24 protein-coding genes are annotated in these 25,988 nt (G+C 41.9%); 15 read left to right on the plus strand and 9 right to left on the minus strand.

The window, feature by feature from the left end; translation table 11 throughout:
• Positions 1-22 precede the first annotated feature (22 nt).
• The 3 genes from CQA49_RS00635 to CQA49_RS00645 are packed head-to-tail and all read right to left on the minus strand — an operon-like array spanning position 23 to position 2,670.
• Positions 23-763: a methyltransferase domain-containing protein gene (locus tag CQA49_RS00635; protein ID WP_115574030.1), complete on the minus strand. Its 741-nt coding sequence runs from the start codon at positions 761-763 to the stop codon at positions 23-25.
• Positions 742-1,449, minus strand: coding sequence for a pimeloyl-ACP methyl esterase BioG family protein (locus tag CQA49_RS00640; protein WP_115574031.1), 708 nt, complete (start codon positions 1,447-1,449; stop codon positions 742-744). Before CQA49_RS00640 ends, CQA49_RS00635 begins: the two co-directional genes overlap by 22 nt.
• Positions 1,450-1,458: 9 nt before the next feature.
• Positions 1,459-2,670: an aminotransferase class I/II-fold pyridoxal phosphate-dependent enzyme gene (locus CQA49_RS00645; RefSeq protein ID WP_408938892.1), complete on the minus strand. Its 1,212-nt coding sequence runs from the start codon at positions 2,668-2,670 to the stop codon at positions 1,459-1,461.
• A gap of 113 nt (positions 2,671-2,783) precedes the next feature.
• On the opposite strand from CQA49_RS00645, the gene hisH reads away from it, so the two are divergent.
• The 4 genes from hisH to rpsO all read left to right on the plus strand — a co-directional run bounded on the left by hisH (position 2,784) and on the right by rpsO (position 4,862).
• Positions 2,784-3,443: an imidazole glycerol phosphate synthase subunit HisH gene (gene hisH, locus CQA49_RS00650; protein ID WP_115574033.1), complete on the plus strand. Its 660-nt coding sequence runs from the start codon at positions 2,784-2,786 to the stop codon at positions 3,441-3,443.
• 144 nt (positions 3,444-3,587) lie between these two features.
• Positions 3,588-3,941 (plus strand): TM2 domain-containing protein, encoded by a 354-nt coding sequence (locus CQA49_RS00655; protein ID WP_258864130.1) that lies wholly within the window; start codon positions 3,588-3,590, stop codon positions 3,939-3,941.
• 21 nt (positions 3,942-3,962) lie between these two features.
• Entirely contained in the window at positions 3,963-4,469 is a 507-nt protein-coding gene (locus tag CQA49_RS09955; RefSeq protein ID WP_181882567.1) for a TM2 domain-containing protein, read from the plus strand.
• Positions 4,470-4,589: 120 nt separating this feature from the next.
• Complete coding sequence (gene rpsO / locus CQA49_RS00665) at positions 4,590-4,862, plus strand: 30S ribosomal protein S15 (protein WP_115574034.1); 273 nt, start codon at positions 4,590-4,592, stop codon at positions 4,860-4,862.
• Positions 4,863-4,964: 102 nt separating this feature from the next.
• On the opposite strand, the gene secA is transcribed toward rpsO, so the two are convergent.
• The gene (gene secA / locus CQA49_RS00670) at positions 4,965-7,523 is read right to left on the minus strand and encodes a preprotein translocase subunit SecA (protein ID WP_115574035.1); all 2,559 of its coding nucleotides are present in this window, start codon (positions 7,521-7,523) and stop codon (positions 4,965-4,967) included.
• Positions 7,524-7,714: 191 nt separating this feature from the next.
• On the opposite strand from secA, the gene lolA reads away from it, so the two are divergent.
• Positions 7,715-8,260 carry a LolA-like outer membrane lipoprotein chaperone gene (gene lolA / locus CQA49_RS00675; protein WP_115574036.1) on the plus strand — a complete coding sequence of 182 codons (546 nt, stop codon included), beginning with the start codon at positions 7,715-7,717 and terminating at the stop codon, positions 8,258-8,260.
• A gap of 29 nt (positions 8,261-8,289) precedes the next feature.
• On the opposite strand, the gene CQA49_RS00680 is transcribed toward lolA, so the two are convergent.
• The 3 genes from CQA49_RS00680 to CQA49_RS00690 all read right to left on the minus strand — a co-directional run bounded on the left by CQA49_RS00680 (position 8,290) and on the right by CQA49_RS00690 (position 10,781).
• Positions 8,290-8,919 (minus strand): thiamine phosphate synthase, encoded by a 630-nt coding sequence (locus CQA49_RS00680; RefSeq protein ID WP_115574037.1) that lies wholly within the window; start codon positions 8,917-8,919, stop codon positions 8,290-8,292.
• A 3-nt stretch (positions 8,920-8,922) separates the two neighbouring features.
• A complete protein-coding gene (locus CQA49_RS00685; RefSeq protein ID WP_115574038.1) occupies positions 8,923-9,627 on the minus strand; it encodes a F0F1 ATP synthase subunit A in 705 nt (234 codons plus the stop codon).
• A gap of 77 nt (positions 9,628-9,704) precedes the next feature.
• Positions 9,705-10,781, minus strand: a complete 1,077-nt coding sequence (locus CQA49_RS00690; RefSeq protein WP_115574039.1) for an LptF/LptG family permease — start codon at positions 10,779-10,781, stop codon at positions 9,705-9,707.
• A gap of 173 nt (positions 10,782-10,954) precedes the next feature.
• On the opposite strand from CQA49_RS00690, the gene CQA49_RS00695 reads away from it, so the two are divergent.
• Positions 10,955-11,743 (plus strand): hypothetical protein, encoded by a 789-nt coding sequence (locus CQA49_RS00695; protein WP_115574040.1) that lies wholly within the window; start codon positions 10,955-10,957, stop codon positions 11,741-11,743.
• A 455-nt stretch (positions 11,744-12,198) separates the two neighbouring features.
• On the opposite strand, the gene flgG is transcribed toward CQA49_RS00695, so the two are convergent.
• A complete protein-coding gene (flgG, locus tag CQA49_RS00700; RefSeq protein WP_115574041.1) occupies positions 12,199-12,987 on the minus strand; it encodes a flagellar basal-body rod protein FlgG in 789 nt (262 codons plus the stop codon).
• Between the two features lie 158 nt (positions 12,988-13,145).
• Between flgG and CQA49_RS00705 the strand changes: the two genes are divergently transcribed.
• The 7 genes from CQA49_RS00705 to CQA49_RS00735 all read left to right on the plus strand — a co-directional run bounded on the left by CQA49_RS00705 (position 13,146) and on the right by CQA49_RS00735 (position 20,125).
• Positions 13,146-13,793, plus strand: a complete 648-nt coding sequence (locus tag CQA49_RS00705) for a trimeric intracellular cation channel family protein (RefSeq protein ID WP_115574042.1) — start codon at positions 13,146-13,148, stop codon at positions 13,791-13,793.
• A gap of 3 nt (positions 13,794-13,796) precedes the next feature.
• Positions 13,797-15,740: a DNA polymerase III subunit gamma/tau gene (locus CQA49_RS00710; RefSeq protein ID WP_181882568.1), complete on the plus strand. Its 1,944-nt coding sequence runs from the start codon at positions 13,797-13,799 to the stop codon at positions 15,738-15,740.
• Positions 15,741-15,749: 9 nt separating this feature from the next.
• Positions 15,750-16,178 carry a tRNA (adenosine(37)-N6)-threonylcarbamoyltransferase complex ATPase subunit type 1 TsaE gene (tsaE, locus tag CQA49_RS00715; protein WP_115574044.1) on the plus strand — a complete coding sequence of 143 codons (429 nt, stop codon included), beginning with the start codon at positions 15,750-15,752 and terminating at the stop codon, positions 16,176-16,178.
• The gene (gene lptB / locus CQA49_RS00720) at positions 16,171-16,893 is read left to right on the plus strand and encodes an LPS export ABC transporter ATP-binding protein (RefSeq protein ID WP_115574045.1); all 723 of its coding nucleotides are present in this window, start codon (positions 16,171-16,173) and stop codon (positions 16,891-16,893) included. The genes tsaE and lptB overlap by 8 nt, the downstream gene beginning before the upstream one ends.
• A complete protein-coding gene (locus CQA49_RS00725) occupies positions 16,890-18,248 on the plus strand; it encodes an RNA polymerase factor sigma-54 (protein ID WP_115574046.1) in 1,359 nt (452 codons plus the stop codon). The genes lptB and CQA49_RS00725 overlap by 4 nt, the downstream gene beginning before the upstream one ends.
• A complete protein-coding gene (locus CQA49_RS00730; RefSeq protein ID WP_115574047.1) occupies positions 18,248-19,351 on the plus strand; it encodes a hypothetical protein in 1,104 nt (367 codons plus the stop codon). The genes CQA49_RS00725 and CQA49_RS00730 overlap by 1 nt, the downstream gene beginning before the upstream one ends.
• A 63-nt stretch (positions 19,352-19,414) precedes the next feature.
• On the plus strand, positions 19,415-20,125 hold the full coding sequence (locus CQA49_RS00735) for a hypothetical protein (RefSeq protein ID WP_115574048.1): 711 nt from the start codon (positions 19,415-19,417) through the stop codon (positions 20,123-20,125).
• Here the strand turns inward: CQA49_RS00735 and CQA49_RS00740 are convergent.
• Complete coding sequence (locus CQA49_RS00740) at positions 20,122-20,601, minus strand: hypothetical protein (RefSeq protein ID WP_115574049.1); 480 nt, start codon at positions 20,599-20,601, stop codon at positions 20,122-20,124. The genes CQA49_RS00735 and CQA49_RS00740 overlap by 4 nt on opposite strands.
• 104 nt (positions 20,602-20,705) lie before the next feature.
• On the opposite strand from CQA49_RS00740, the gene CQA49_RS00745 reads away from it, so the two are divergent.
• Both CQA49_RS00745 and CQA49_RS00750 read left to right on the plus strand, forming a co-directional pair.
• Positions 20,706-22,298 (plus strand): methyl-accepting chemotaxis protein, encoded by a 1,593-nt coding sequence (locus CQA49_RS00745; protein WP_115574050.1) that lies wholly within the window; start codon positions 20,706-20,708, stop codon positions 22,296-22,298.
• A gap of 91 nt (positions 22,299-22,389) precedes the next feature.
• Positions 22,390-25,956, plus strand: a complete 3,567-nt coding sequence (locus CQA49_RS00750; RefSeq protein ID WP_115574051.1) for an acyl-[ACP]--phospholipid O-acyltransferase — start codon at positions 22,390-22,392, stop codon at positions 25,954-25,956.
• The last annotated feature ends 32 nt before the right edge of the window (positions 25,957-25,988 follow it).

Below are 25,988 nucleotides of genomic sequence, written 5' to 3' on the forward strand. Positions count from 1 at the left end.
TTTAAACTTAACCTTACAAATCTTATTTTTTCTTTCCAAGTACAAAAACGCATTCATACTCAAGGTTGTTGTCGTAGCGCGTGCTGTATTCTTGCAAAAGGGCTTTTTTAAGGAAAAATCCTTTTTTTAAACCATTGACACCGCTCAAAGCAAGGTGTTTGAAAACTTTTAACGCGCTGTTAAAATGCAAAGTTTTTGTCTGCGCGCTTAGGTGCAAAATCTCAAATTTGCTCTCCATCAACGCGCGGTATTCCTCCAAATCCAAATATTCTAACCCCACATTGCAAAGCTCTTTTACCTGCCACAGGTTGCGCTTGCCAAAAGTGCTAAACGCAAGCAATCCCTGCGGGCGCAGAAATGTTGCAAGTTGTGCTAAAACTTTTCTTTGCTCTAGCCACTGCAAACAGGCGTTTGAAGTAATGCAAGAAAATTGCTGGGTGAGAAAATTTGCGCAATCATTCATATCAAAACGCGCAAACTCCACGCCAAAATCGCTAAATGGCGGATTCTCAAAAACTTTTTTATAGTCATTAATGTCGTTACAAAGCATTTTTTTGGGTGCGAAATTTTCTAACAAAAGGCGCGTATATTGCCCCTGCGCGCAACCAAATTCAAAAACATTGCTAAAAATATCAGCTAAATTTTCACTTTGCAAAGGCGCAAACTCGCGCAAAAGTGCAATCAAATACCGCGCCATAAATTGCTGCACCAAAGCTTCAGAATCATAGCTCCTTGCGCGCTTTACAAACTGCGTGGCAAACATTGCTCCTCCCAAAGTTTTTCATCAATAAATACAAAATGTGGCGCGTTGGTATGTAAAATCACAAAATCCTTATGCGTTTGTTTATAAGATTCCCACGCGAGATTCTGCGCTTTTGGTGGGAAGATTTTGTCATCATCACTTATAATTGCCTTGTTCCAAACAAATGCGCTTCGGCGCGGATTTTCGCCCCTTTGTGCGCAAAATTCTTGCAAATTTTTAAGCTCATTTTTTAGAGAATCTATAGGCGCAAGCAAAGATTTTTCACGCATATTTTCATCTCTCAAATCCCCTCCAAATGCCGAGTTTAAAAACGCCTCACGCTGTAATTTCTGCTGTGTGAGCGAAAAAATTTTAGGCGAGATTCCAAAATTCTTATGCACGCCAAAAATCGTCCCATTAATGCCAAGCGCGCTTTTAACTTGCAAACTTGAAAAAAGCTCTTGCGCCACGCACACGCCCATAGACCACGCGATGAGATGGATTTGCGGGAAAGATTCTAAAATTTTTTGCAAATTTTTGGCATTAGAAAAATCGCTGTAATCATACAGCATCGCACTAAGCGCATTTTGCGGGAGTTTTAAACTTTCAAACGCGCAAGGCAAAAAGCCAAAGCCACTTACAAAAAGTAAAAGTGGCGCGTTAGCGGGCGTGAGGTTTTCACGCGTTTTTAGGTTGATTAGCTTCATTTTGCCCCTTTAGTGCTTGTGCGCGAAAAACTCTTCTAGCGCGCAAAGTGCTTGCTCTAAATGCTCTTGTTGCATGAGCGCAGTGAGTGAAAAGCGCAGGCGCGCAGTGTTTTTAGGAATCGTAGGATAGCGGATCGCAGGGGCGAAAATCCCATGTTTGCCTAAAATCTCATACGCTTTTAGCGCGCGCTCATTACTTCCAAGTACAAGAGAGAGAATCTGCGAGTTTCCAAGCACAAGGTTTTGAGGCGTAAAATCTGCATTTTCCTGCGCGTCTGCGTGTTTCTCCACAAGCAAGGAAAGATTTTTTTTGAAAAATGTGCTTAATTCCTGCAAATGCACCCTTTGTGCGTTAAAATCCGCAAGGTGCGAAAAAACAAAATAGCTAAAGGCAATATTTATCGGTGGCAAGGCAGTCGAGTAGATGAGTGAACGCGTGAAATTAATAAAAAATTCCCTCGCGTTTATCTCACATAGCACGCACGCGCCCACAGAGCCGATAGCTTTGCCAAAAGCAAGCATGATAAAATCAACTTCATTTTCCACGCCCAAGCTTTTTGCTAACCCTAAACCCAAATCCCCGTACACGCCTATGCTATGGGCTTCGTCAAGGTAAATTTTGAGATTGCTAAATTCTTTTTTTAAAGCAATGAGTTCTTTAAGTGGCGCAAAGTCCCCGTCCATCGAAAATAGCGCTTCAGTTACGATAATGCATTCTTTATATTTGCCAGCATTTTTTTGCAAAAGTTCACGCAAATGCGCCAAGTCATTATGCCTAAAACGCGCAAAACGCGCACGAGAAAGCTTAATCCCATCAAAAATGCTCGCATGCACGAAGCTATCAAGCAAGAAAAACACGCCTTCAATGCGGGAGAGCGATTCTATAAGTCCGATATTTGCGTGATAGCCGCTATTAAAAAGCAAGCAAGTTTTATTAAACATCGTCTCCAAAAGGCTTTCAAGCTTATGCGAAATCTCAAATCCCCCGCTTAAAAGTCGCGAAGAAGAGCTTGAAAAAAACGCATTTTCCTTCATAAGTGCAGAATCTAAAAACGCCGCACTCTGCGTACTTAACCCCAAATAATCATTTGAAGCAAAGTTAAGAAGCTTTTTTGCCTTTGGATTTTCTACAATATACACACCACAATGCTTGAAATCGCGCAAAGTGCGTAAATTGTGAGAATCTTTTAGCGCATTAAGGGCTTGGGTAAAAAAATCCACTTTCAAATTCCTTGTCATAATTTTGCAAAATTAAGTCTGAAATTATAGCACTTATGCAGGAAGTCGCGCACAAGCTATGCTAAAATGCGCGCGAGAAAAGCATTGGGGGAATTATGTATATTGGGATTTTAAATTATAACATTGGCAATCTTGCAAGCGTGCAAAATGCGCTTAACAATGTCGCGCAAGAGTTTTCAAACATCACAATCAGTGTGGAATCTGATCCTTGCAAAATTGTGAAGTTTGATAAGATTATTTTGCCCGGCGTTGGGGCATTTGGCGATGCGATCGCGCATTTAAGGCAAAATGGCTTAGATGAGGCGATTTGCTCTTTTGCAAAAAGCGGAAAGTATTTGCTTGGAATCTGCCTTGGCATGCAACTTCTTTTACAAAAAAGCTATGAATTTGGCGAACATTCCGGGCTTGGGCTGATAGAAGGCGAGGTGGTAGAGTTTGACAAAGCGCGCTTATTAGCCAAAAGCACGGAATCTAATGTGCTCAAAATCCCCCAAATTGGCTGGAATAAATGTATTTTGAGTGAATCTGGCGCAAAAAATGGGCTTTTCAACGACTGTGAAAAAGAATTTTTCCTCTACTTCGTGCATAGTTTTCACGCAAGCAAAGTCACAGATTCTCACACTTTAGCGCGTTGCGAGTATGGCTACAGCTTCCCAGCAATCATTGGCAAGGACAATATCCTAGGCATACAACCCCACCCAGAAAAAAGCCACAAAATGGGCTTAAAGCTTCTAAAAAACTTCATCGCACTTTAAAAATGAGGATTTTTTGCTAGCTTTTAGCAATATTTTTTAGATTCTCACAAAATTTTTCTGCAAATTTGTCAAAAAACCTTGTTTTTTTTTTTTTTTACTTCTGTAATATTATACCTCTTTAAATTTTATTTCAAAGGAAAAACAATGGCTTTAAGTATGCAAACACAAATGCTTTTCGCGCAGTGGGGCTCAAAAATCCCTGATACCAACAGGCTAGCTATCCAGCAGGCGCTTGAAAAAGTCCCAGATGATAAAATCGCTAGCCTTAGCTTTATCCCGCTCAAAGATCCCATTATAGGGCTTATTTTGGGATTATTTTTCGGGGTGTTTGGCGTGGATAGATTCTATAAAGGTGATATTGCACTTGGTGTTGCAAAGCTTCTTTTTGGCTGGGTTACGCTTTTTATATGGAATCTGCTTGACTTATATTTCGTGTGGAGCGGGATTAAAAAGGATAATTTCTACAAGATTATGCAGGCAATCACCTTTGCAAAATAAATCTACTTCAAGGAGAAATTCATGGATTTAAATTCAATTCTTATGATAGTGCAGGATAAGATTCCAAAAAATAGAGATAGCATCAATGCCTTGAAAGAACAGCTTGACAAACTCAATGAAAGCCAAAAAGAAAATGTTGCATTCAAAATCAGTTTTCTTGGACTTAAGAATCCTGTGCCTGTGTTTTGGGTAGGGAGCTTTTTATTTGGCGTGTTTGGCGTGGGACGCTTTATGATTGGTGATGCGGGATTAGGTATTCTAAGATTAATTGCGTTTATAGGGTGTCCTATATTGAGTTTTATCGGATTTTTTGCGTATATTTTATCGACTCCAGATGGTGTTTTAGGTTCAGACACCTACTCAAAACTTTTTACTGCTTTTGGAATTTTTTTGCTCATAGTAAGTGCTTTACTAGCTTTAACTACGGCGCTTTGGTGGTTTATTGACTTATTTTTGGTGGGTAAAAAAGTGCGAAAAAAGAATTATGATGCATTGATGGAGCTTATTTCTGCAGAGCAAAAGAAGTAGGCGCCTTGCTTTTTGCGCGTTTTTTGTGTAGAATCGCGTCCTTTTTGTGTCATCAAAGCCAAAGCCCAGCCCAAAGCTAGATGACACTTAAAAATCTTATACCATCACAAGGAGGTCGTTATGGCTTTAGATATGGCGAAAAAGAAAGAGATTATTGCAAATTTTGCAAGAGATTCTAAGGATACTGGTTCTTCAGAAGTGCAAGTGGCGCTTTTGACGCAACGAATCGCTGACTTGACAGAGCATTTGAAAGCAAATCCAAAGGATCACTCAAGTCGCCTAGGACTGCTTAAGCTCGTAGGACAGAGAAAATCGCTTCTTGCGTATCTCAAACGCACGCAGTATGAGCGCTATGCAAAGCTTATCAGCACGCTAAAACTCAAAGATAGATAATCTCATCAGGCTAGCCTTTTGGCTAGCACGCTACGCAAAACCTCTTAAATACTTCTTGCAAATTTCCTAGATTCTAAACTTTCAAACACACAACTTGTTGCTTTAAGCCAGCAATCCTTTTTTAGGACCGCTTTTGCCATGGCAGAGCTTGTATTTTTTGCCACTTCCGCACGGACAAGGATCATTGCGCGAAATTTTTGCTTTTGGCGCGTTTGTCGCGCTTTCATCTTTATTGAATGAAAAATTCTCTTCGCTTGATTCTAAAGAATCAAGCACTTTTTGCGCGGCTTGTTTCTCGTCCTCTTGGGATTTTAAGCGCACGATTTGCAAGGTTTTGGTGGTGTCGATTTTGAGATTCTCGACAAATTCCAAAAAGAGGTTGTAGCTCTCTTTTTTGTATTCCACGAGCGGATCTTTTTGGTTATAGCCACGCAAGCCGATACCGGTTTTGAGATTATCCATCGTGTAGAGATGCTCGCGCCATGAGTTATCAAGCACCTGTAAATAGATGATGCGCTCGATTTCATTGCGTTGCTCTTTACTCAAAAGCGCCATTTTGGCTTCATATTCCTGCGTGATTTTGGCATTGAGCGCCTCTTGCAACTCCTCATATTCTAAGCCTTCTAAATTTTGAGCAGATTCAATGCCCAACTCCTCTTTTAAAATTGCCCGCAGTGTGTCTAAATCAAAACTCGCACTATCTTCATTTGGGAAAATCTGCGCGCGCTCTAGCAAGTAGCTAAGCGTAGCAGTGCGGTTTTGTGCGATTTTTTCGCCCATATCAAATTCCGCATTTAACAAATCATCGCGCAGGCGGTAAATCGCCTTTCTCTGCTCGTTTGCGACATCATCGTATTCAAGCAAATGCTTGCGGGATTCAAAATGCAGGCTCTCCACCTTTTTTTGCGCGTTTTCAACTGATCGCGTCACAAGGCTAGATTCAATGTATTCGCCATCTTTGAGCCCCAAGCGCTCCATGATATTTTTTAGTTTATCGCTTCCAAAGATTCTAAGTAGAGAATCTTCCAAGCTCAAATAAAATTGACTAACGCCCGGATCACCCTGCCTACCAGCGCGCCCGCGCAATTGATTATCAATGCGGCGGCTTTCATGGCGCTCTGTGCCGATGATATATAGCCCGCCAAGCGCGCGCACTTCATCATCGATTTTAATATCCACACCGCGCCCCGCCATATTTGTAGCGATTGTCACCGAGCCTTTTTTGCCCGCGTCTTTGATGATTTCAGCTTCTTTGGCGTGCTGTTTGGCGTTAAGCACATTGTGCGGGATTCTGGCTTTTTTTAGCAATTCGTGCAAAACTTCGCTTTTTTCAATGCTAGCAGTCCCCACAAGCACAGGCTGTGTGCTTTTGTAAAGCTCGATAATCTTTGCCACAACGGCATTAAATTTTTCCCTCTCGCTTTTATAAATCAAGTCGTTTAGATCCTTACGCTTGATTGGGACATTTGTAGGGATTGAGACGACATCAAGGCTATAAATTTGCAAAAATTCGCTTGCTTCAGTTTGCGCTGTCCCCGTCATCCCCGCGAGCTTATCATACAAGCGGAAGTAATTTTGGAAGGTAATGTCTGCAAGCGTTTGGGATTCTTCTTTAATCGCGACATTTTCTTTGGCTTCGATTGCTTGATGTAAGCCCTCGCTAAAGCGCCTGCCTTCACTTAGTCGCCCTGTAAATTCATCGACAATCACCACTTCGCCCTCACGCACCACATAATCTTTATCTTTCAAAAAGAGATAATTTGCCTTAAGTGCTTGATCGAGATGGTGGGAAAGCGCGGCATTTTCGATGCTGTAGAGATTATCAACCTTAAAAAGCGTCTCGGCATTTTTAATGCCCTCTTCTGTGAGCAAAATCACGCGGTTTTTCTCATCAATGCTAAAATCAGATTCTGCCTTGAGCTTCTGCGCCACGGTGTTTGCAAGCTGATAGTTTTGCATAGTGCGATTTACAGGAGCTGAAATAATCAAAGGCGTGCGCGCCTCGTCAATCAAAATAGAATCCACCTCATCGACAATGGCAAAAAAATGATGCTTTTGCACCTTTTGCGCAAGATCGTATTTCATATTATCGCGCAGGTAGTCAAAGCCAAATTCATTATTCGTGCCATACACGACATTGCTTGCGTATGCGTTAAGCTTAAGCTCATCATCGCGCAAATCTGAAGTAATAATGCCAACGCTCAAGCCCAAAAAATTATAAAGCGGTGTAAGCTCGGTGCCATCGCGGTTTGCTAGATAGTCATTCACCGTTATCACATGCACGCTCTTGCCACTTAACGCATTGAGTGCCACTGCCAAGGTTGCCACAAGCGTTTTTCCCTCACCTGTGCGCATTTCAGCGATTTTCCCTTCATGCAATGCCATACCGCCAATAAGTTGGACATCAAAATGTCTCATTCCTAGCACCCTTTTGCTCGCCTCGCGCGTGATTGCAAAGCTTTCATTGAGCACAGAATCTAAACTTTTTCCTTCATTTTGCACGGCATTTTTGAGTGATTCAAATTTTGCTTGTAATTCCTCATCGCTTAAAGGTTGCAGGCTGGATTCTAGCGCGTTTATGGCATCTACGCGCTTTTGGTAGATTTTGAGCATTTTGGTATTTCGTGAGCCCAAAATTTTATTAAGTATTGCTTTTAGCATTGTTTCCTCGCTGATTTTAAAGTGGATTGCCTAAATTAAAGCGCGATTCTAGCATATTTTATTAAAGTCTTTTGCTTGAAAACGCGCCTAAGTTTGAGCATATTTACATTTTTTGCTTAAGATTTTGGGATTTTGGCATGCAAAATTTTGGCATATGAGAAATTTAAAATAAATTTTGGAGCAAATATCTAATGAAGCGCGTGATAAGAGTGTGTTTTTTTGGGCTTGTGGGCTTTTTGGCTTTTGGTTTTGGGGCAGAATTTGAGCTAAAAAATCTTAAGAGTTTAGAAGCGGATTTCGTGCAGGTGGTAAGCACGCAAGAAGAGATGACTCTAAGCTATAGTGGCAAACTGCAAGCAAAAGCGCCAAATAAGGCGAAGTGGAGCTATGAGCCGCCAATGCAAAAAGAAGTTTTTGTCAATGATAAAGAACTTATCGTCTATGAGCCAGCGTTACAGCAAGCGCATATTCAGAGTTTGAGCACACAGCAGGATTTTTTTGAGATTCTTAGCAAGGCAGAGCAAATTGAGGGTGAAAAGCGCTTGAAGGCTGAAATTGATGGCGTTGTGTATGATATTTTTTTAGATTCCAAAGGCTTACCAAAACGCATAGAATATAGCGATAACTTAGAAAACACGACAATCATCACGCTAGAAAATATCAAGGTAAATCCAAAAATAGCAGATTCTGTGTTTGTCTTTGTCGTGCCAAAGGGCATTGATATCCTTAAACATTAGGGTTTTGCAGGGCGAGAGATTTTGCAAGTTTAGATATTTTGCGGATTTAAAAAATAGCGGATTGAGGCAAAACCGCGTAGATTGCAAGTATTATCAAAGTTAGCTTTGAGGGCGGATTCTAGCTCTGCGCGTTTTTGTGGCGTATCTATCCCGCCGAGTGCAAAAATGCGTGAAAGAAGTGCAGAATCTAAGCTTAAAAGCGTCTCTATCCCTAATGGTGCGCCCTTATTTGGTGTGGAAAAAATAGGGCTAAGCGTGCAGTATTGCGCTCCAAGCGCGAGTGCAGATTCTACTTCTGCAATGCTGTGCGCGCTAAAGCCTAGGCTAAAATTTTTTGGCAAATCCCGCAAAATGGGTAGCAAATCTCTTTGCGCACCTTTTAAATGCACGCCATCAAAGTGGGCAAAAAGCTTTTCTTGCATTTGTGTATTTTGAAAAATCTGCGCGATATTTGGAAGATTAAGAAAACTTAAAACTCCATTTTGTTTGCAAAGCTTTGCAAAATCTAATGCGAGAGCGAAAATTTCAGAATCTAGATTCTCTAAATTGTAAGAATCTACTCGAAACATCGCGAGATTTGGTTTGAAAGCAAAGAGAATCTGTGGAAAATCGCGCAAATAATCGCGCGTAGGGTTTGGGGTGATAAGATATGAGCGCAATGCCTAGTGGTCGGAATCCACCACCACAGCACCATGCAAATACACATAAGTAAGAATCATAAAAACAAAGGCTTGCAAAAACGCCATAAAAGTAAGAATCGCAAATGGCACCGCTGGCACAACCCAAGGCGCGAGCATTAGGATAATAAGCAAAAACATATCATCGCCCTTGATATTCCCAAACAAACGGAATGAAAGCGAGATAATGCGCGAAAAATGCGAGATGATTTCAACCGGCAACATCAGCGGAGTGAGCCACCACACCGGACCAGCAAAATGCTTGAAGTAGCTAAACACACCTTGTGCGCGAATACCTTCAAAATGATAGTAAAAAAACACCACAAGCGCCAGCACAAGCGTAAAGCTAAGGCTTGAAGATGGTGCCTCAAATCCGGGGATAATACCAATCAAGTTAGCAAAAAGCACCATAAAGCCAATTGTCCCAGCAAGCGGGAAATACTTCCTTGCGACTTCCTCACCCACAATATCTTTTGAAAAATTTATCACGCCACTAAGCAATGTCTCATACACATTTTGAATCCCGCTAGGCACGAGTTGCATCTTACTTGTAGCAAGTTTGGCAAAGAGCAGAATCAACAAAGTAATTAAAAGCGTGTAAAGCCCGATGACGAAATCTTGATGAGAAAAAAACTCCTCGAATGTGTGCGAATACAGCAAGCCCGCAAAGGTGAAAACTCTCTCTTCCATACCCATACCCTCATTTTAAATTTTTAGCTAGGCATTATGCCTAGTTTTGAGTAAAAGAAATATTAAATTTGCAAGAATCAAATAAACTTTGTATTGATTTTACGCAGGAAATAAAGACTAATGAAAAAAAGTAGTAAAAATGGGCTAAGTACGCCTGCTTCTGGCTGTAATAAGCCACTAATGCTAAGTTCTGAAAAAGAGAAAAATAGCCCCCACACGATTAACGCGCCCACAATGCATGCAAAGCTGATAAGTGCGAGATTCCCATAACGCGCTAGAGAAGGGATAAAAGAGGCGATGATAAGAATGCTTAATGGCACAAAGAAAGGCACAATCATTAGCCCATAGAGAATCGCGCGCATTTTAGTTGAGCTTGTGCCTTGCTGTAGGGAGATTTTCAGTGTATCAATTGCATCAACAATTGAAACGGTGGGCTTATCTTGTGAAAAAGTATCAAGCACCTTTGGACGGAATCCATTCAGCACTTCCAAATGCGCTAATTCCTCGCGTTTGAGCGCTGGTTTGCCAAGTTGTAAATTTTTATTAATATCCAAAAATACAGCATTTTCCAACTTCCAAGAATCATTTGCAAAAAACGCGCTTTTAGCGGTGTAATAGCTTCTTAATTCCCTATTTTCTAGCTCAAAGATTTTGATATTTTCCGCGCGCGCACTGCCATTTTCAAGTGGGAAAATTTTACCCATAAAAATGTATTTATTATTAAATTTCAAAAGCACATCTTGACGGACATTAAGCACCGCTTGATTATTGATGATAGATTCTGCACTTTCTTGTGCGTAGGCAAAAGGCGTGCAGTTTAGCCCGATATGCAGGCATGTCACCAAAGTCGCCACAAATAAAATTGGCTTTAAAATGCTAAAACGAGAGAATCCAAGTGCCAAAAGCGCGGTGAGTTGGTTGCTTTTCAAAAAAGTGATAAAAAACATAATCGAGCTTAACACCAGCGAAATAGGCAGTGTGTAGCTCATCGCATACACGCTATCATAAAACAAAAACAGAATAAAAAGGTTTGCAGAATCTGGCAAATCATCGACATATTTCAGCGTGTCAATCCCCACAAAAAACAGCTCGAGCGCGAGAAACACGACTAAAAAATATTTCAAATAATATTGCGTGATAAAGCGAAAAAACATTCTAGCTGTCCTTAGATTCTCTATTTGCAGGGTTTAAATTTTGTGTAATTATAGCTTTTTTGGTGCGGATTTTTTGCAGAATTTTAAAGAGTTTTTAGGTTTGGGACGATTTAGGGTGTTCTTGTAGTATAATGCGAGATTTTAAATTTTAGTTTCAAAGAAGGAGTTTGAAAATGAAAGCGCAATTTTTGAAAAAACTTGCTTTTGCTGGTGTGCTTAGTGCGCTTTGCGTTGGGAATCTAAGCGCAGCGAGCAATAACAACTACTTCCAGCAATACAAAAGCTATGAAAGCTCACTTTTGTCAAACTTTGGCAATGGCAGGGTTATCAAAGCAAGCACAAAGGCAAATTCCGCAACTTGGGTGTTTTACAATGAAGGGCATTTGGGATATTCGTATTCAAAGCTCGGAAGCACGATTTTAAATTCCGCTGACATCGGCTATTCTAGCTATATTATGGCAATTCGTAGCGCGCAAGGTTTGCATCCTTATGTGGGCTTAGAAATCACCGTGCCTATTTATTTGCAAGCGCGCGGTGATAGCAATATTTTTGCAAATCCCTCTAGCATGCTTCCAAATGGACGCGCTGTGTTGGGTGAGACAGGATTCACAGGTTGGGGCGTGCAAGTGCCTGTCGTCATAGGCGTGCAAGCTGGCTCATTTTATATACAAGCAATGGGAGGCTATGCATACCACGCGATTACTGATACATTTTACAAAAGCGAAGTAGAGAACAACTGGAGCGCAGATACCGCATATCAGGGGATTATCTATGGTGGCGGTGTAGGCTGGAGGCTTAATAATACCTTTAGCATGGGCGTGCGCTACATAATGGGCAACCTCACAAACACCACAAGAACGCCAACAAGCGAGAATTTCAACGCGCTTAATAGCGACATTAAGACAAAAGACTTCCAAGTCCCATACTACCGCGCTTCTGTGATTTTTGGGTATGTATTTTAAGGGATAATCTAAACTTTTTAGATTCAATCTTTATAAGCCCAAATTCGTCGCCGAGCCCCCTCGGCGTGAGCTTGTTTTTTTGGCGTTAAAATTTTATATGCTTTCATAAAGATTCTAAAAAAAATTCAATCTTTCTCATCTTTTAGAATCTTTAGTGGTTAGATTCTCCAAAATTACCTTATTTTTGATATTTCTCCCATTCTTGACATTGCCAAAACAACAAGGCAAAATGTCGCAAATTTTGGCACAATTTATCTACCGCAAAGGTTACAAATTATAAAAAACTACTCTTATTTGGGTTTTTTTAACCAAAAGCCTAATTAACGCAATAGATTCTGCGCTATTTTTATTCCATTTCAAATTTATATCGTGCCCACAAAGCCAAAAACCACAAAACTAAAAACAACCTCAAATTCTTGCATTTCTTAATAAAAAGTTTAATGAGTAAATCAAACCTAGCGTTTCAACCCATTCACCGTCTGCAACATAGAATCTGCTGTTTGGATGCTCTTTGAGTTTGCCTCATAGGCGCGCTGTCCGGTGATTAAATCCGTCATCTCCTCCACAAGCTTGACATTGCTAAGCTCTATGAAGCCCTGTCGCAACTGCCCAAATCCATCAATGCCCGGCACACCCGCGATTGGCTCGCCTGATGCGTTGGTATTGATGAAAAGATTATCGCCCAAAGAGTGCAAGCCCGCAGGATTGATAAAATTTACAATCTCAATTTGCCCTAGCACATTGATTTCAGTTTGATTGCCTTCTTTGACACTGATTGTGCCGTCCGTTCCGATATTTATCTCTGTGGTGTTTTCTGGCAGTGTGATATTTGGCACGAGCAAATAGCCATCAGAATTTACCAAATTCCCCTCATTATCGATTTTAAAGCTCCCCGCGCGCGTGTAGGCGATATTGCCATCTGGAAGCTGAATCTGAAAAAATCCATTCCCCGTAATTGCGATATCAAGGTTATTTTCCGTCTCTTTTGGGTGTCCTTGTGAAAACATCTTTTGCACCGAGATTGGGCGCACGCCCACACCCACTTCAATGCCTGTTGGCGAAATCGTCGTCTCACTCGTGCTTGTGCCCGCATACTGCAACACTTGATAAAACAAATCCGCAAACTCCGCGCGTTGCTTTTTATAGCCTATCGTATTGACATTTGCGATATTATTTGAAGTCGTATCAATCTGCAGTTGCTGCCCGAGCATTCCTGTAGTGGCAGTGTAAAGCGATCTCATCATGGCTCACTCCTTATAAAATCTAGCTTAGAATCTGGCTTCATTCTTTAATTTTGCTTCTTTTTGCGCTTAAAAGAAAAAATCCCTAATTTTTATCTATCTATAAAGCAAAAGCAATTATAATGCCGCTTTTATCCCGCGTGCAAAAATAAGGCTAAAAAATGACTATCGATGATGCCACCTTACTAACTTGGCTCTTTGTGCTTGGCATCTCTGTAGAAGCGATAACCGGCGCGCTTGCGGCTGGGCGACATAATATGGATTTATTTGGCGTGATGTTTATCGCGCTGGTGACTGCCATAGGTGGCGGCTCGATACGCGATATGTTGCTAGGGCATTACCCGCTTACTTGGGTGGAGCACCCACAATATGTGGTGTTAATCTGCGTTATCGCCATTCTCACCACAAGGATTCCAAAAACGCTGGTGCGCTTTGAGAAACTCTTTTTAAGCCTTGATGCGCTGGGGCTTGTTGTCTTTAGTATTATCGGTGCGCAGGTGGCGATGAAGGGCGATTATGGCTTTATCATCGCGGTGAGTTCTGCGTGTATTACAGGGATTTTTGGTGGAATCTTGCGCGATATTTTTTGCAATCGCATTCCGCTTGTTTTCCAAAAAGAGCTGTATGCGGGCGTGGCGATGATAGCAGCGAGTTTGTATTACATACTTGTGAAATTTGTAGGGGTGGATTCTCTGCTTGCGGTGGTGATTACGCTTATTTTTGGGACACTTTTGCGTCTTTTTGCGATTCGCTACAAGCTTGATTTGCCGACCTTTTCTTATGATGAAAACACACAAAATAAAGGATAATTGATGTCCCTTGCCTTGGCATTAAAATACCGCCCAAAAACTTTTGATGATTTAATCGGACAACATGCTGTCTCACAAACACTTTCTTTAGCGCTAGATTCTAAGCATATTTCGCATGCGTATCTTTTTAGTGGATTGCGCGGGAGCGGGAAAACAAGCAGTGCGAGAATCTTCTCACGCTGTTTGCAATGTGAGAATGGACCCACAAGCAAGCCTTGCGGGGAATGTGAAAACTGCAAAGCCGCGCTTGAAGGCAGGCATATGGATATCATCGAAATGGACGGCGCATCAAGTCGCAAGATTGAGGATATCCGCGCGCTTATCGAACAGACAAAATACCGCCCGAGTTTTGGCAGGTTTAAGATTTTTATCATCGATGAGGTGCATATGCTTACGCGCGAGGCATTTAACGCGCTTCTTAAAACACTTGAAGAACCGCCAGAATATGTGAAATTTATCCTTGCTACCACCGATCCGCTCAAGCTTCCAGCGACCATCCTTAGCCGCACACAGCATTTTCGCTTTAAGCAAATCTCACAACGCCTCGTCGTGGAGCATATCGCAAGCATTTTGAATAAAGAAAATGTCTCTTTTGAGCCGCAAGCCCTAGAAATCATCGCGCGTAGTGGCTCTGGGAGCTTGCGCGATACGCTTACTTTGCTCGATCAAGCCATTATTTTTTGCAAAGGAAATATTGACACAACAAGCGTGACAGATATGCTAGGCGTGGTTGATCCGCAGATTTTTGAAAATCTTTTTAGCAATCTCTTAAGCACGCCAAGTAATGAAAACACCCTAAGCGCGCAGGTTGAGGAAAGCCTGCAGGTTTTGCAAGAATATGAATGCGAGATGATTTTAGATGAAATGATGCTTTTTCTAAAAGATAAGCTTTTGCACCATGATAAGCGTTTCGCGCCCGCAGTGCTTGATAGATTTTTTAGAATCTTAGTGGATTCTAAGTATCTTTTAACACTTAATACTGATAGCTCGTTTGTGCTGCTTTTGAGCTTGCTAAAAATGCAAGAAGCGCTAAAGATAAAAGATATTGAGTTAATGATTGAGGATTTGGAAAATGAGATTTTTGGCACAAGTTCGCGCGCGATTTCAAAAGCACAAACGCCACAAATGCCACAAAACGCGCAAACTAACCAAAACACGCTAGATTCTAAGAATCCTAGCGCAAATAGCACAATTGCAGCCAATGCGGATTTGCAAAATGCCCCAACAGCGCAACCTTTACAAACGCCTCAAAGCACCTCGCATATTTTGTTTGAAAAGCTCACCCGCGCGATTTATGATAGGAGCTATGATTTGGGCGAGTGCTTTAGCAAAAATGTGTCATTTGTGGATTTTAGCAATGATATTTTAAGCTGGGATTCCAAGGCACAGGGGAATGACAAGCAGATTTTGAGCGAAGGCTTTAGCTTTATTAAAAGCAAAATTGCTGAAATTTTTGGCACGCAAACAAAGATTATCCAAGTCAAGCAAGAATCCCAAAGCACGCCACAAAACACGCAAGAGGCGCAAGATTCTAACCAACCAAACAACGTTGCAGAATCTGAAAATCCTAGCAACCAAAAAGCGCCAAATATGGATGCGAGCACGAGCTCGGTAGAGCGGGATTTAACTACGCAAAGCGATGCAATTGATAGGACAGATTCTCAAACTAACCAAACAGCGTTGCAGAATCCACAGAATCTTAATAACCAAAAAAATGCCGAGTATGAGCGCGCAACGCAGTGGAGCGGAGGCGAAGCGGAATTTACTTCCGCGCAGACGATACAATCTAAAGGAATAGAGGCGAAGCGGGATTTATCCCAGCGAGACGATACAATTAATGGAATAAGCACCACCACACAAAGTGACAAAGACTTTATCATACGAAACAAATCCCTCATTAACGGCATCCACGAGCATTTGGGCTTAAAAGATGTCATCAAATCATAAGGAGCAATCATGCAAGAGAGCATTTTCACACTTTCAGAAGAGAATCTAAGCGCGCTGTGCGAGGCTTTGGGTGCGTTAGAAAAAGAGCATAAACATATTTTTTTCCTTCTTAATGGTGATTTAGGAAGCGGGAAAACCACGCTAGTAAAGGAGTTTGTGCGCCATAGTTTGGGGGTTGAAGGCGTGAGTTCGCCCACCTTTAGCCTTTCGCAAGATTATGAAGACAAGGTGTTTCATTATGATTTTTATCAAAAAGAATTTAATCAGCTTTTAGAGCTGGGCTTTATCGAGCTTTTTGAGCGCGAGGGCGTGCATTTCATTGAATGGGCAAATCCGCGCATTAAAGCGCTTTTGAAAAAATGCAATTTTCTTGTGTATGAAGTGGCGATTACGCCGCTAGATTCTCACCAAAGGGAGTATAAAATAATCCATGAATAAGCTAGAAGCGCGCAACCTAAGCAAGCAAATCAAAAAAACAAAAATCGTTAATGATGTCTCTGTGAGTGTCAGTAGTGGCGAAGTGGTGGGCTTGCTAGGACCAAATGGCGCGGGGAAAACGACGACTTTTTATATGATTTGCGGGCTTTTGCACCCAAGCTCTGGCGCGGTGTTTTTAAACGGGCATAATATCACAAGCCTGCCCTTGCATGCGCGCTCAAATATGGGTATAGGCTACCTTCCGCAAGAATCTAGCATTTTTAAGGATTTGAGCGTGGAGCAAAATTTGATGCTTTCCGCCGAAGCAAGTATAAAAAGTGCGCGCGAGCGCAAAATCCGCATTGAAAAAATGCTTGAGGAATTTAACATCGAGCCTATCCGTGCGCGCAAAGGCGTGAGCCTTAGCGGTGGGGAACGCAGAAGGGTAGAAATCGCACGCGCGCTAGTGAAAAATCCAAAGTTTGTATTGCTTGATGAACCCTTTGCCGGCGTGGATCCAAAGGCGGTGATGGATATACAAAATATCATTTTAAAGCTCATTGAGCTTGATATCGGCGTGCTTATCACCGATCACAATGTCCGCGAGACGCTTTCTGTCTGTCATCGATCCTATGTCATCAAAAGTGGCTCACTGCTAGCAAGCGGGAATGCAGAGGAAATCTACCAAAATGCGCTGGTGAGAAAATACTACTTAGGCGAGCATTTCAAAGCATGAGCGTAGCATCCAAACTCCGAACCAATATCGCCATAAAACCGCGCCTCTCGGCTACGCTCAAAAACTGGCTGCCGATTTTGCAAAGTGGCGCAGGCGAAATTGAAGAGGTGCTAAGCACCTTTGTGGAGGAAAATCCCTATGTTGAGATTCAATCTAAACGCACGCAAAGCCTTTCAAAGCCAAAGACAGCCACGCTTAAAAACTCTGTGAGTGACAAGATAGAATCTCTAAGCGTCAATGATGAAGATTTATATGAAAAATTGCTCGATCAAATCACGCCTTCGCTCTTCCCCACAAAAACCTCGCAAAAAATCGCGCACTGCGTAATTGAAAACATTAACGAAGATGGCTTTTTAGATTCTGACATTGCGCTTTTGGCGGATGAAATCGAAGTGAGCGTGGAAGAGTTTGAGCGCGTGAGGAAGCGCTTTTTTATGCTTGAGCCTTGCGGTGTTGGGGCGAAAGATTCAAAAGAGGCGTTTTATTTCCAGCTCCAAGAAAGCGACTTAGATGACGCGCAATATGAACTAGGCGTGCAAATTATTGAGAATCTTAGCAACCATTCCGCATACAAAAAAAATCCGCATTATGAAAAAGTTATGCAAACAATTAAGCTTTTTAAAAACCCGCCCACAGGGGAATTTAGCGCAAAGATTCCAGAAATTATCCCAGATATTTTTATTTTTGAGCGCTTGAAAGAGGACTCGCTTACCCCCACTTATGAGCTTGAGGTGCGTATAAATGATGCGTATTATCCAAATATCATAATCGAGGGCTTGCCAAAAAATCCCAAAAACGCGCCAGAATCTAAAAAAGATTTGCAAGATTCCGCGCGACTTGAAGCCAAACTTGAAGCCCAAAAGCAAGCTCAAGACTTCACAAAAGCAAAGATAAAAGAGGCAAAGGACTTAGTCGATGCGCTTGATATGCGTAAGGCGACGATTCTAAAAATCGCGTTAAGCTTACGCGAAAATCAGTATAATTTTTTTATGGGTGGCGAGATCACGCCAATGAAGCTTAAAGACATCGCGCAAGATTTGGGTTATGCGCCTAGCACGATTTCGCGTGCCATCGCTAATAAATACCTAGAATGCGACAGGGGCATTTTCCCAATTAAGAGCTTTTTTACCGCGGCAATTGATGGAGACACTTCAAACGCCTCAATTAAGGACTTTATACTAGGTCTAGTCAAAAATGAGGACAAGAAAAAACCGCTTTCGGATTTGAAGATTCTAAAAAGTGTGGAGGAGAAATTTAGCATCAAAATGGTGCGTCGCACAATCACAAAATACCGCCAGCAGCTAAATATCGCAAGCTCGAGTGAAAGAAAAAAACTTTATGAAATGAGTATGTAATGTATCATCTAAATTATTTTGCAAATTTCCCGCAAAATGCGCGCGCGATGGAGATTTTGAGCGCACAAAGATTCCCAAACGCAAATCCTTTCAATTCAGAATCTAGCGCGCAAAAAAGCCATTTTTTAAAGCTTCTTTCAACTCTTTTTGAAAAAGAAAATATTGCCTTTTTCCCTTGCACGCAAGAGGCGTATTTTTGGCTTTTCACACATTTAGGGTTTGCAAACTGCGCGCTAATGCCAAGCTTTTCGCATTCTGCTTTTAAGGCTTTTCAATTAGCAAAAAATCTTAGCAAAATCCCAATTGCGCACTATGAGGAGTTTTTGCAAAACACGACGCAGAAATTTCTTTTTTTACCAGCGATTAACGAAGATCTTTTAAGCTACAATAATTTGCGTGCCTTGCGTGAGTTTGTGGATTCTAAAAAAGAATCTTTTTTATTTGTTGAGATTTCTACTTTGTTGCAAAATGGGGATTTTAGCGCGCTAAAAAGCTTAAAAAATCCGCGCATAGCGTATATTGTGGATTTGCAAAAGTTAGGTTTTATGCGAGGGTGCGGATTTATCGCGCATTCTATGGATTCTAATTTTTTAGAATCCATAGGGGAATCTTTAGAATCTTTTAGCGCGGGTTTAAACTTTATTGCGCCAAATGGCATTTTTGCATGTGCGTGGGAATGCGTGCGCGCAGTGAAAGAAAATGAAGCGTTGCAAAACTACTGCGCGCAAAAGCATAATGCTTTCTTTTTTGAGCGCTTGAAAACACATGCAGATTCCCTAGAGCAAGGACTTTCAAGCCAAATTGAACTTTTTGCACCTTTAGAATCCACCCCGCCAAATGCGCTTGCCCTGCGCCTGCGAGGGATTAAAGCGCGCGCGTTAGCACAGAGTTTGCTTATACAAAAAGTTGAAGTCATCAACGGACAAGACTGCATGCTAGGGAATTTTAGCCCCTCGTTTGTACTAAAAGAAATGGGCTACAAAGATGAGGAATGCAGAGAGCTTTTAAGTATTAGCTTTGTATTTTTGGATTCTGCCTCGCTTGATGAGGTGGCAAAACGCATTGCACAAGCCTTTTTCACGCTAAAAAAACTTAGAATCTAATCTCTAAGAATCTAGCGTAAGCTAATTTCACTTTTGCACAAATTCTTTTCATTTTAGGACACCATGTTAAAATTATTTTTTCTCCTTTTTTGTGGCGCGCTGTGTTTGCTCACACCCGCCTATGCGCAAAAATCCCCTAAAAAAACACAACAAAATCTTACAAATTTTTCAACTGAAACTTCAGAAAATATAGAGTTAAAACTGCAAGAACCAAAAGATTTGCAAGATGAAACCACAGCGCAAGAAAGCCCCAAAAAGCCCTTTGGGATTAAGGTTGATGGTGGCACGAGCGCTGGATATTCCGAGCTTGAGCTTAATCAAAAAACCTTTCAAGAAAACGAAATTGAATCTGGACTTTGGCGCGCGGGGCTTGGCTATGATGTGTTTTATGAGTTTTACCCCATTGATCGTATTGTGATAAATCTTTTCTTTGGTTCAAGCATTGAAATCACGCAATACCGCACAGGCGGGAAAGTCAAAGCCTACAATGATGGAATCCACAACGAAGACAACGCCTATGATTGGGGTGGGAGATTCTATGCTGGCTCGCAGGTGAGCCATATTGGCGTAGTGATTAGAATCTATGAAAACCACAAGCTTTCCATTATCCTAAGGCGCGCATTTTTGACAGATTTTAGACTTGGAAGCTATGGCTTGCCATTTTCAAATAATCCTTGGGTTTCCTCGCAAAATGTCCAAATCTCAGGAAGCGATATGAGCACGCGCGCGATAAATAACACGCAGATTCTTGTAAGCTACAGCTTGTATTTTTAGGTGCTGTATTTTTCTTGGAAGCGTAGGATTCTCTCTCCTGCGGCGTTAAGAATGTATTGCTCGTCGTATTTTTCTTGCAAGCGGGTTTCAAAGATTTTCAAAAGATGGCTAAATTCTGGCGTGCTGTAAATATCAATCACAATGCTATAAAGCTGGATATCTTGCAATAAAATATCAAAAATTTTCACGCGATCTTGCAAATAGAGCTTTTCATCTTGTGCATACTCAAGCACGCGCAGGGTGATTCTATCCATGATACGCGGAAGGGCGTAGAGATTTGGTTTGAGATACTCGCTTAGTGCTTCGTTTGCGCGAGAGAGCAAAATATCAACATGAATCTTATCCGCATACACCACGCATGGGATTATGGCGATGATTCTATCGATATTTAGCCCCAAAGCGCGCGTCTCCCATTTAATGAGAAATTTTTCCATAAAACTAAAATGTCGTTGCTTTAAAGTTGTATTTTTATGCATTTTTCAGCCCTTAGGTTTTATGATTTGAAGTTTTAATGTTCCTACAAAAATCAATATTGTAAAATGTTTTGGCTTAAAAGTTGAAACAACAAAGGTTGCGCGCTATGCTAAAGACTATCCGTTCTAAGATTATCGTAATGATTGTGGCATTTTTGGTAGTGCTACTGGCAATGGTGTATGTGCATCTGCAAAATGGTTTTAGCACCATTGCAAAGAGTAATTCCACAAGCGAGCTTCAAAAACTCAACGCTATGCTTTTTGAAGGTTTAAAAATCGCTATGAATACAGGCGATCCTGAAGTGATTAATACCTTTATAGAAGGCTCAAAGCATGTGGAAGGCATCGCGGGGCTGGCGATTTTTCCTGCGGATTCTGTGATTGAGCTTATGGGAATGGAAAATCCGCACAAATCAGATGAAGCCGAGGTGCTAGAAGTTTTTGCAAATAAGACGCAGAGTTTGCGCCCCTATACGCAAGCTCAAGATTCTGGCTACATTATGATAAAGCCAATTTTAGCGCTTGAAAGCTGTCTAGATTGCCATGTCAATGTCAAAGAAGGCGATGTGCTAGGCGTGGCAAAAATCCAAATTTCTAACAAAACGCTTATGCAATATTTAGAATCTGTGCAGTTTGATATCGTGCTGTGGGTGGTTGGGCTAGGATTTATAGCGCTTTTGGGATTGCTCTTTTTCTTTAATCGCTTTGTTTTTTATCCAATTAATAACCTCACTCAAGTGGCAAAAGATCTTTCCCAAGGCGATGGCGATCTCACAAAGCGCCTCCCGATTAAAAATAACGATGAGATTGCCAAAGCAAGCGGGTATATTAATGATTTTATTTCTAAAATTAGCAATACCATCGCAAGTACAAAATCTTCAAGTCATCAAAATATCGATCAAGCAAACAAGCTCGCCAATGCCTCTGAAGAGATAAACACGCGCATTGAAAAAAGCGTAGAAGTCGTGCATACAAGCGCAGAGCTAGGTAAAAATATCGAGCTTATTTTAAATAACTCTATCGATCTTGTGCAGCAAAGTGCTACAGAAGTAAGAGAATCTTCCAAACAGCTTCTGCACACACGCGATATGCTTTCAAAAATGGTGCAAAGCCTGCAAGAAAATATCAGTGCCGAGCATGAAATCGCCCAGCACCTCGCCCAAAGCGCGCAAGAAACTACGCGTATAAAAGATGTGCTTACAATCATCGCAGATATCGCAGATCAAACAAGCTTGCTAGCGCTTAATGCCAATATCGAAGCAGCGCGCGCAGGCGAAAGTGGCAGAGGCTTTGCGGTGGTGGCTGATGAAGTGAGAAAATTAGCCGAAAGAACGCAAAAAGGCTTAAGTGAAATTAATGTCGTTGTCAATGCTGTCGTGCAGTCAATAAGTGATGCAAATATCGCAATGAGCGAAAATGTGGAAAATATCTCCAGCATGACTGATGTCTCAAAAGAAAGCACAGAAGTGCTAGAACACAGCGTGCAGTCGCTCAAAGACGCCGTGCAAGCCTCCGCGTTAAGCTTGCAAAAAACAAATGAGCTTTTTGATGCTGTCAAGGCGATTTTAACGCAAGTAAGCGAGGTAGAAAGCCTCACCAACCAAAACAGCCAAAGCGTGCGCACTATCAACAACATATCCCACGACATCGCCACAAAAGCAAAAGAGCTCAACTCGCAATTAGATTCTTTTAAATGCTAGGAATTGCTTAGTTGCTTTTCTAGCAATATTTAAACTTTCCTTGTATTATGCGCGCCTATTTTAGAAATTAACGCCTAAAACAAGGATTGCAATGAAATTTTTTAAAACAGATTCTCTTTTCCTTATCAAGGGGTTTGTGCCATTTTTGGCGATTGGGTTTTTAAACGCATTTGTGGATTTGGGGCATAAGATTCTTATCCAAAACACCATTTACCACACGCACACCGGCAGTTCGCAACTTTTGCTTACAAGCATTGTGAATCTGCTGATTTTGCTTCCCTTTGTGCTTGCTTTTAGCCCGGCGGGATTTTTAGCAGATAAATTCCCCAAAAACAAAGTCATGCAAATAAGCGCGTGGGTGAGTGTGGGGCTATGTTGTTTTATTACGATTTGTTATTTTAATGGCGCATTTTGGTTGGCATTTTTTGCAACCTTGCTTATGGCGCTTCAAAGTGCGATTTATTCTCCGGCAAAATTTGGCTTTATCAAAGAGCTTGTGGGCAAAGAGCGCTTAGCTTCGGGCAATGGCGCAATACAGGCGGTTAGTATTGTGGCGATTTTATGCGGGATTGGGGTTTTTTCGTTTCTTTTTGAGATGTTTTTTATCTCAAGTCAAAGTCCTTCTGATGTGCTAGATTCTATCGCGCCACTTGGATTTTTACTGATATTTTTTGCGCTGTGTGAATTGTATCTAAGCTACAAGCTCCCTACCCTCACGCAAACTCAAGACATACATTTTGACACAAACGCCTACAAAAAAGGCGCGCTTTTAAAGCAAAATATCGCCATTCTTAAAAGTGATCGCGCGATTTGGCTTTGCATTATCGGGCTTAGCTTTTTTTATGCGCTTTCCCAGCTCTACATCGCCTCTTTTCCCTCCTACGCCAAAAGTGTCTTAGAGATAGAATCTGCTTTTAGCGTCAATCTCGCCATCGCGCTTTCTGGCATTGGCATTATCCTTGGCGCGCTTTTTACCGGGCGTTTATCAAAGCATTATATCGAGCTTGGATTGGTGCCACTTGGGGCATTTGGGATTTTTCTCATCAGCATAGGTATCGCATTTGGTGAGAATCTAGGCTTTTATATGATACTTTTTTTCTTTTTTGGAATCTGCGGGGCGTTTTTTAGCATTCCGCTTAATTCACTCATTCAATTTCGCGCGCGAGATTCTCAACTTGGTGCGATTTTAGCCGGAAATAACTTTTTGCAAAATATCGCTATGATTGGCTTTTTGCTCCTTAGCGTGGGCTTTGCGTATTTGGAAATAAGCGTTGAGGTGCTTTTTTATCTTATGATTTTTGTAAGTGCATTTGGCGCGCTTAGCGTGGTGCGTTTGATGCCTTTTTCGCTTGCGCGCTTGCTTGTGAGCCTTGCGTTTTTTCAGCGTTATCGCCTTATCGTAGATGGGTTTAAAAACTTCCCTGAACGCGGTGGCGTGCTACTTTTGGGGAATCATATTTCTTTTATTGATTGGGCGATTGTGCAGATGGCGCTACCTAGAAAAGTATTTTTTATGATGGAGCGCAGCATTTATTCGAGGTGGTATATTAGGATTTTCCTTGATAGATTTGGCGTGATCCCAGTCTCAAGCGCGCAGAGCAAGGGGGCGATTGAGCTAGCAGCGCAGAAATTGCAAGAAGGCAAAGTCGTGTGTATTTTCCCAGAGGGCGCGATTTCAAGGCATGGGCATTTAAATGCATTTAAAGGTGGCTTTGAGCTTGTGTGTAAGAATCTAGAAAATTCGCAAGCCTGCATTCTGCCTTTTTATATCCGCGGATTATGGGGCTCTAGCTTTTCGCGCAGTGATGAGCAGTTTCAGCTGCGTTATAGAAGCTTTGCAAGGCGCGATATTGCGATTGCTTTTGGGGAGAAAATGGATATCCACTCTACCAAAGAAAGCGTGAAAGCAAGGATTTTTGAGCTTTCTTTCAAAGCGTGGGAATCTCAATGCCAAAGCCTCTCTAGCCTTGATAAGGCATGGATAGATTCTGCAAAAAAATATGGCTCAAAAGTCGCGCTTGTAGATAGTATGAGTGGCTCATTTAGCTACTACAGGCTTTTAGCACTTTCCCTTGCACTTTCAAGCAAGATAAAAACTCTTTGCAAAAACGCACCGAGTGAAAGGGTAGAAAATCTCAAAGAATGCGTCGGCGTCATTTTGCCCGCAAGCCTTGCGTCAAGCTTGTGTAATTTTTCTGTCCTTTTAAGCAATAAAATTGTGATAAACCTCAACTTCACCGCTTCAAAGCAAAATCTCTCCCTCGCCATTGAGCGCGCAAAAATCCGCCATATTTTCACCTCAAGGCAGTTTTTGGCAAAGCTTGAAAATAAAGGCGTGAAGCTAGAATTCCCAGAATCTCTCTGCGTGCATTATATGGAAGACATCACCCAAGAGCTCAAAGCGCGCAAAGCCACGCTTTTGGGCTACATAGCGCTAAGCTATATTTTACCAGCATTTGCGCTCAAGGCGCTTTTCTGCGCGCGTGGGACGAGCAACCTTGATGTGGCGACGATCCTTTTTAGTAGCGGGAGTGAGGGCACGCCAAAGGGTGTGATGCTAAATCATCTCAATATTATGAGCAATATCGCGCAGATTGCCGATGCGCTAAGCGTGAAAGATTCTGATATTTTGCTTTCGTCTTTACCACCATTCCACGCTTTTGGGCTGACGGTTACGACATTTTTTCCGCTTTTGCAAGGTATCCCTTCAATCACCTGCGCTGATCCAACAGACGCAGTAGCCATAGCAAAGGCTGTGGCGCGTAATAAAGTTACCATGCTTTGTGGCACCTCGACATTTTTAGGAATCTATGCGCGCAATCGCAATTTGCACGCCATTATGTTTGAATCCCTGCGCCTTGTGGTAGCAGGTGCGGAAAAGCTCAAACCTGAAGTGCGTCAAGCCTTTAGCCAAAAATTCCACAAGCCCATTTATGAAGGCTATGGTGCGACAGAAACCACGCCTGTAGCAAGTGTGAATCTGCCGACTTGCTTTGATGAAGTCTTTTGGGAATTGCATAAAGCAAACAAGGAAGGAAGCGTGGGAATGCCACTGCCCGGAACTGCGGTAAGAATAATCAACCCTGAAACGCTAGAAACCTTGCCTATCGGTGAGCGGGGCTTGGTGCTCATCGGCGGGCATCAAGTGATGGTAGGCTATCTCAATGATGAGGCGCGCACGCGAGAATCCATCATCGAACTTGATGGCATAAGGTGGTATAAAAGCGGAGATAAGGGCTATGTCGATGAGGACGGATTCTTGCATATTGTGGATAGATATGTGCGCTTTGTGAAAGTGGGCGGGGAGATGGTGAGCCTTGGCGCGTTAGAAGAGCAAATCGCAGAGCTTATGAAAGGAAGCGCGTTTGAAGAAGTGCGCTTTAGCGCGGTGGGCGTAGATGACGCTAAAAAGGGCGAAAGTATCGTGCTACTCATAGAATCTGCAAAATCACATGCGCAAGATTCTCAAAATAACACTTTTAAAGGCACAGATTCTGAACTTTTGGAATCTTTTAGCGCGCGCATTAAGCAATCAGAAATGCCAGCACTTTATAAGCCAGCGCGCTATTTTATTGTGGAAAAATTACCAGTACTAGGAAGCGGGAAGCTCGATCTAAGCGCGCTTAAGGCGCTCGCAAAAAGTTTGATGGAATCTTAAGTTAGCTATGATAAAGCGCAGTTTCCCGCGCA

Source organism: Helicobacter sp. MIT 00-7814, assembly GCF_003364115.1.
GTDB lineage: Bacteria > Campylobacterota > Campylobacteria > Campylobacterales > Helicobacteraceae > Helicobacter_F.

What these genes read in the sequence shown, in the direction of transcription:
- hisH (WP_115574033.1), top strand. Translation starts at nt 2,784, where the DNA reads ATGTATATTGGGATTTTAAATTATAACATTGGCAATCTTGCAAGCGTG.
- CQA49_RS00710 (WP_181882568.1), top strand. Translation starts at nt 13,797, where the DNA reads ATGTCCCTTGCCTTGGCATTAAAATACCGCCCAAAAACTTTTGATGAT.
- CQA49_RS00690 (WP_115574039.1), bottom strand. Translation starts at nt 10,781, where the DNA reads ATGTTTTTTCGCTTTATCACGCAATATTATTTGAAATATTTTTTAGTC.
- tsaE (WP_115574044.1), top strand. Translation starts at nt 15,750, where the DNA reads ATGCAAGAGAGCATTTTCACACTTTCAGAAGAGAATCTAAGCGCGCTG.
- CQA49_RS00635 (WP_115574030.1), bottom strand. Translation starts at nt 763, where the DNA reads ATGTTTGCCACGCAGTTTGTAAAGCGCGCAAGGAGCTATGATTCTGAA.
- CQA49_RS00655 (WP_258864130.1), top strand. Translation starts at nt 3,588, where the DNA reads ATGGCTTTAAGTATGCAAACACAAATGCTTTTCGCGCAGTGGGGCTCA.
- CQA49_RS00745 (WP_115574050.1), top strand. Translation starts at nt 20,706, where the DNA reads ATGCTAAAGACTATCCGTTCTAAGATTATCGTAATGATTGTGGCATTT.
- flgG (WP_115574041.1), bottom strand. Translation starts at nt 12,987, where the DNA reads ATGATGAGATCGCTTTACACTGCCACTACAGGAATGCTCGGGCAGCAA.
- secA (WP_115574035.1), bottom strand. Translation starts at nt 7,523, where the DNA reads ATGCTAAAAGCAATACTTAATAAAATTTTGGGCTCACGAAATACCAAA.
- CQA49_RS00740 (WP_115574049.1), bottom strand. Translation starts at nt 20,601, where the DNA reads ATGCATAAAAATACAACTTTAAAGCAACGACATTTTAGTTTTATGGAA.
- CQA49_RS00730 (WP_115574047.1), top strand. Translation starts at nt 18,248, where the DNA reads ATGTATCATCTAAATTATTTTGCAAATTTCCCGCAAAATGCGCGCGCG.
- CQA49_RS00735 (WP_115574048.1), top strand. Translation starts at nt 19,415, where the DNA reads ATGTTAAAATTATTTTTTCTCCTTTTTTGTGGCGCGCTGTGTTTGCTC.
- rpsO (WP_115574034.1), top strand. Translation starts at nt 4,590, where the DNA reads ATGGCTTTAGATATGGCGAAAAAGAAAGAGATTATTGCAAATTTTGCA.
- lolA (WP_115574036.1), top strand. Translation starts at nt 7,715, where the DNA reads ATGAAGCGCGTGATAAGAGTGTGTTTTTTTGGGCTTGTGGGCTTTTTG.
- CQA49_RS00640 (WP_115574031.1), bottom strand. Translation starts at nt 1,449, where the DNA reads ATGAAGCTAATCAACCTAAAAACGCGTGAAAACCTCACGCCCGCTAAC.
- lptB (WP_115574045.1), top strand. Translation starts at nt 16,171, where the DNA reads ATGAATAAGCTAGAAGCGCGCAACCTAAGCAAGCAAATCAAAAAAACA.
- CQA49_RS00750 (WP_115574051.1), top strand. Translation starts at nt 22,390, where the DNA reads ATGAAATTTTTTAAAACAGATTCTCTTTTCCTTATCAAGGGGTTTGTG.
- CQA49_RS09955 (WP_181882567.1), top strand. Translation starts at nt 3,963, where the DNA reads ATGGATTTAAATTCAATTCTTATGATAGTGCAGGATAAGATTCCAAAA.
- CQA49_RS00695 (WP_115574040.1), top strand. Translation starts at nt 10,955, where the DNA reads ATGAAAGCGCAATTTTTGAAAAAACTTGCTTTTGCTGGTGTGCTTAGT.
- CQA49_RS00685 (WP_115574038.1), bottom strand. Translation starts at nt 9,627, where the DNA reads ATGGAAGAGAGAGTTTTCACCTTTGCGGGCTTGCTGTATTCGCACACA.
- CQA49_RS00705 (WP_115574042.1), top strand. Translation starts at nt 13,146, where the DNA reads ATGACTATCGATGATGCCACCTTACTAACTTGGCTCTTTGTGCTTGGC.
- CQA49_RS00725 (WP_115574046.1), top strand. Translation starts at nt 16,890, where the DNA reads ATGAGCGTAGCATCCAAACTCCGAACCAATATCGCCATAAAACCGCGC.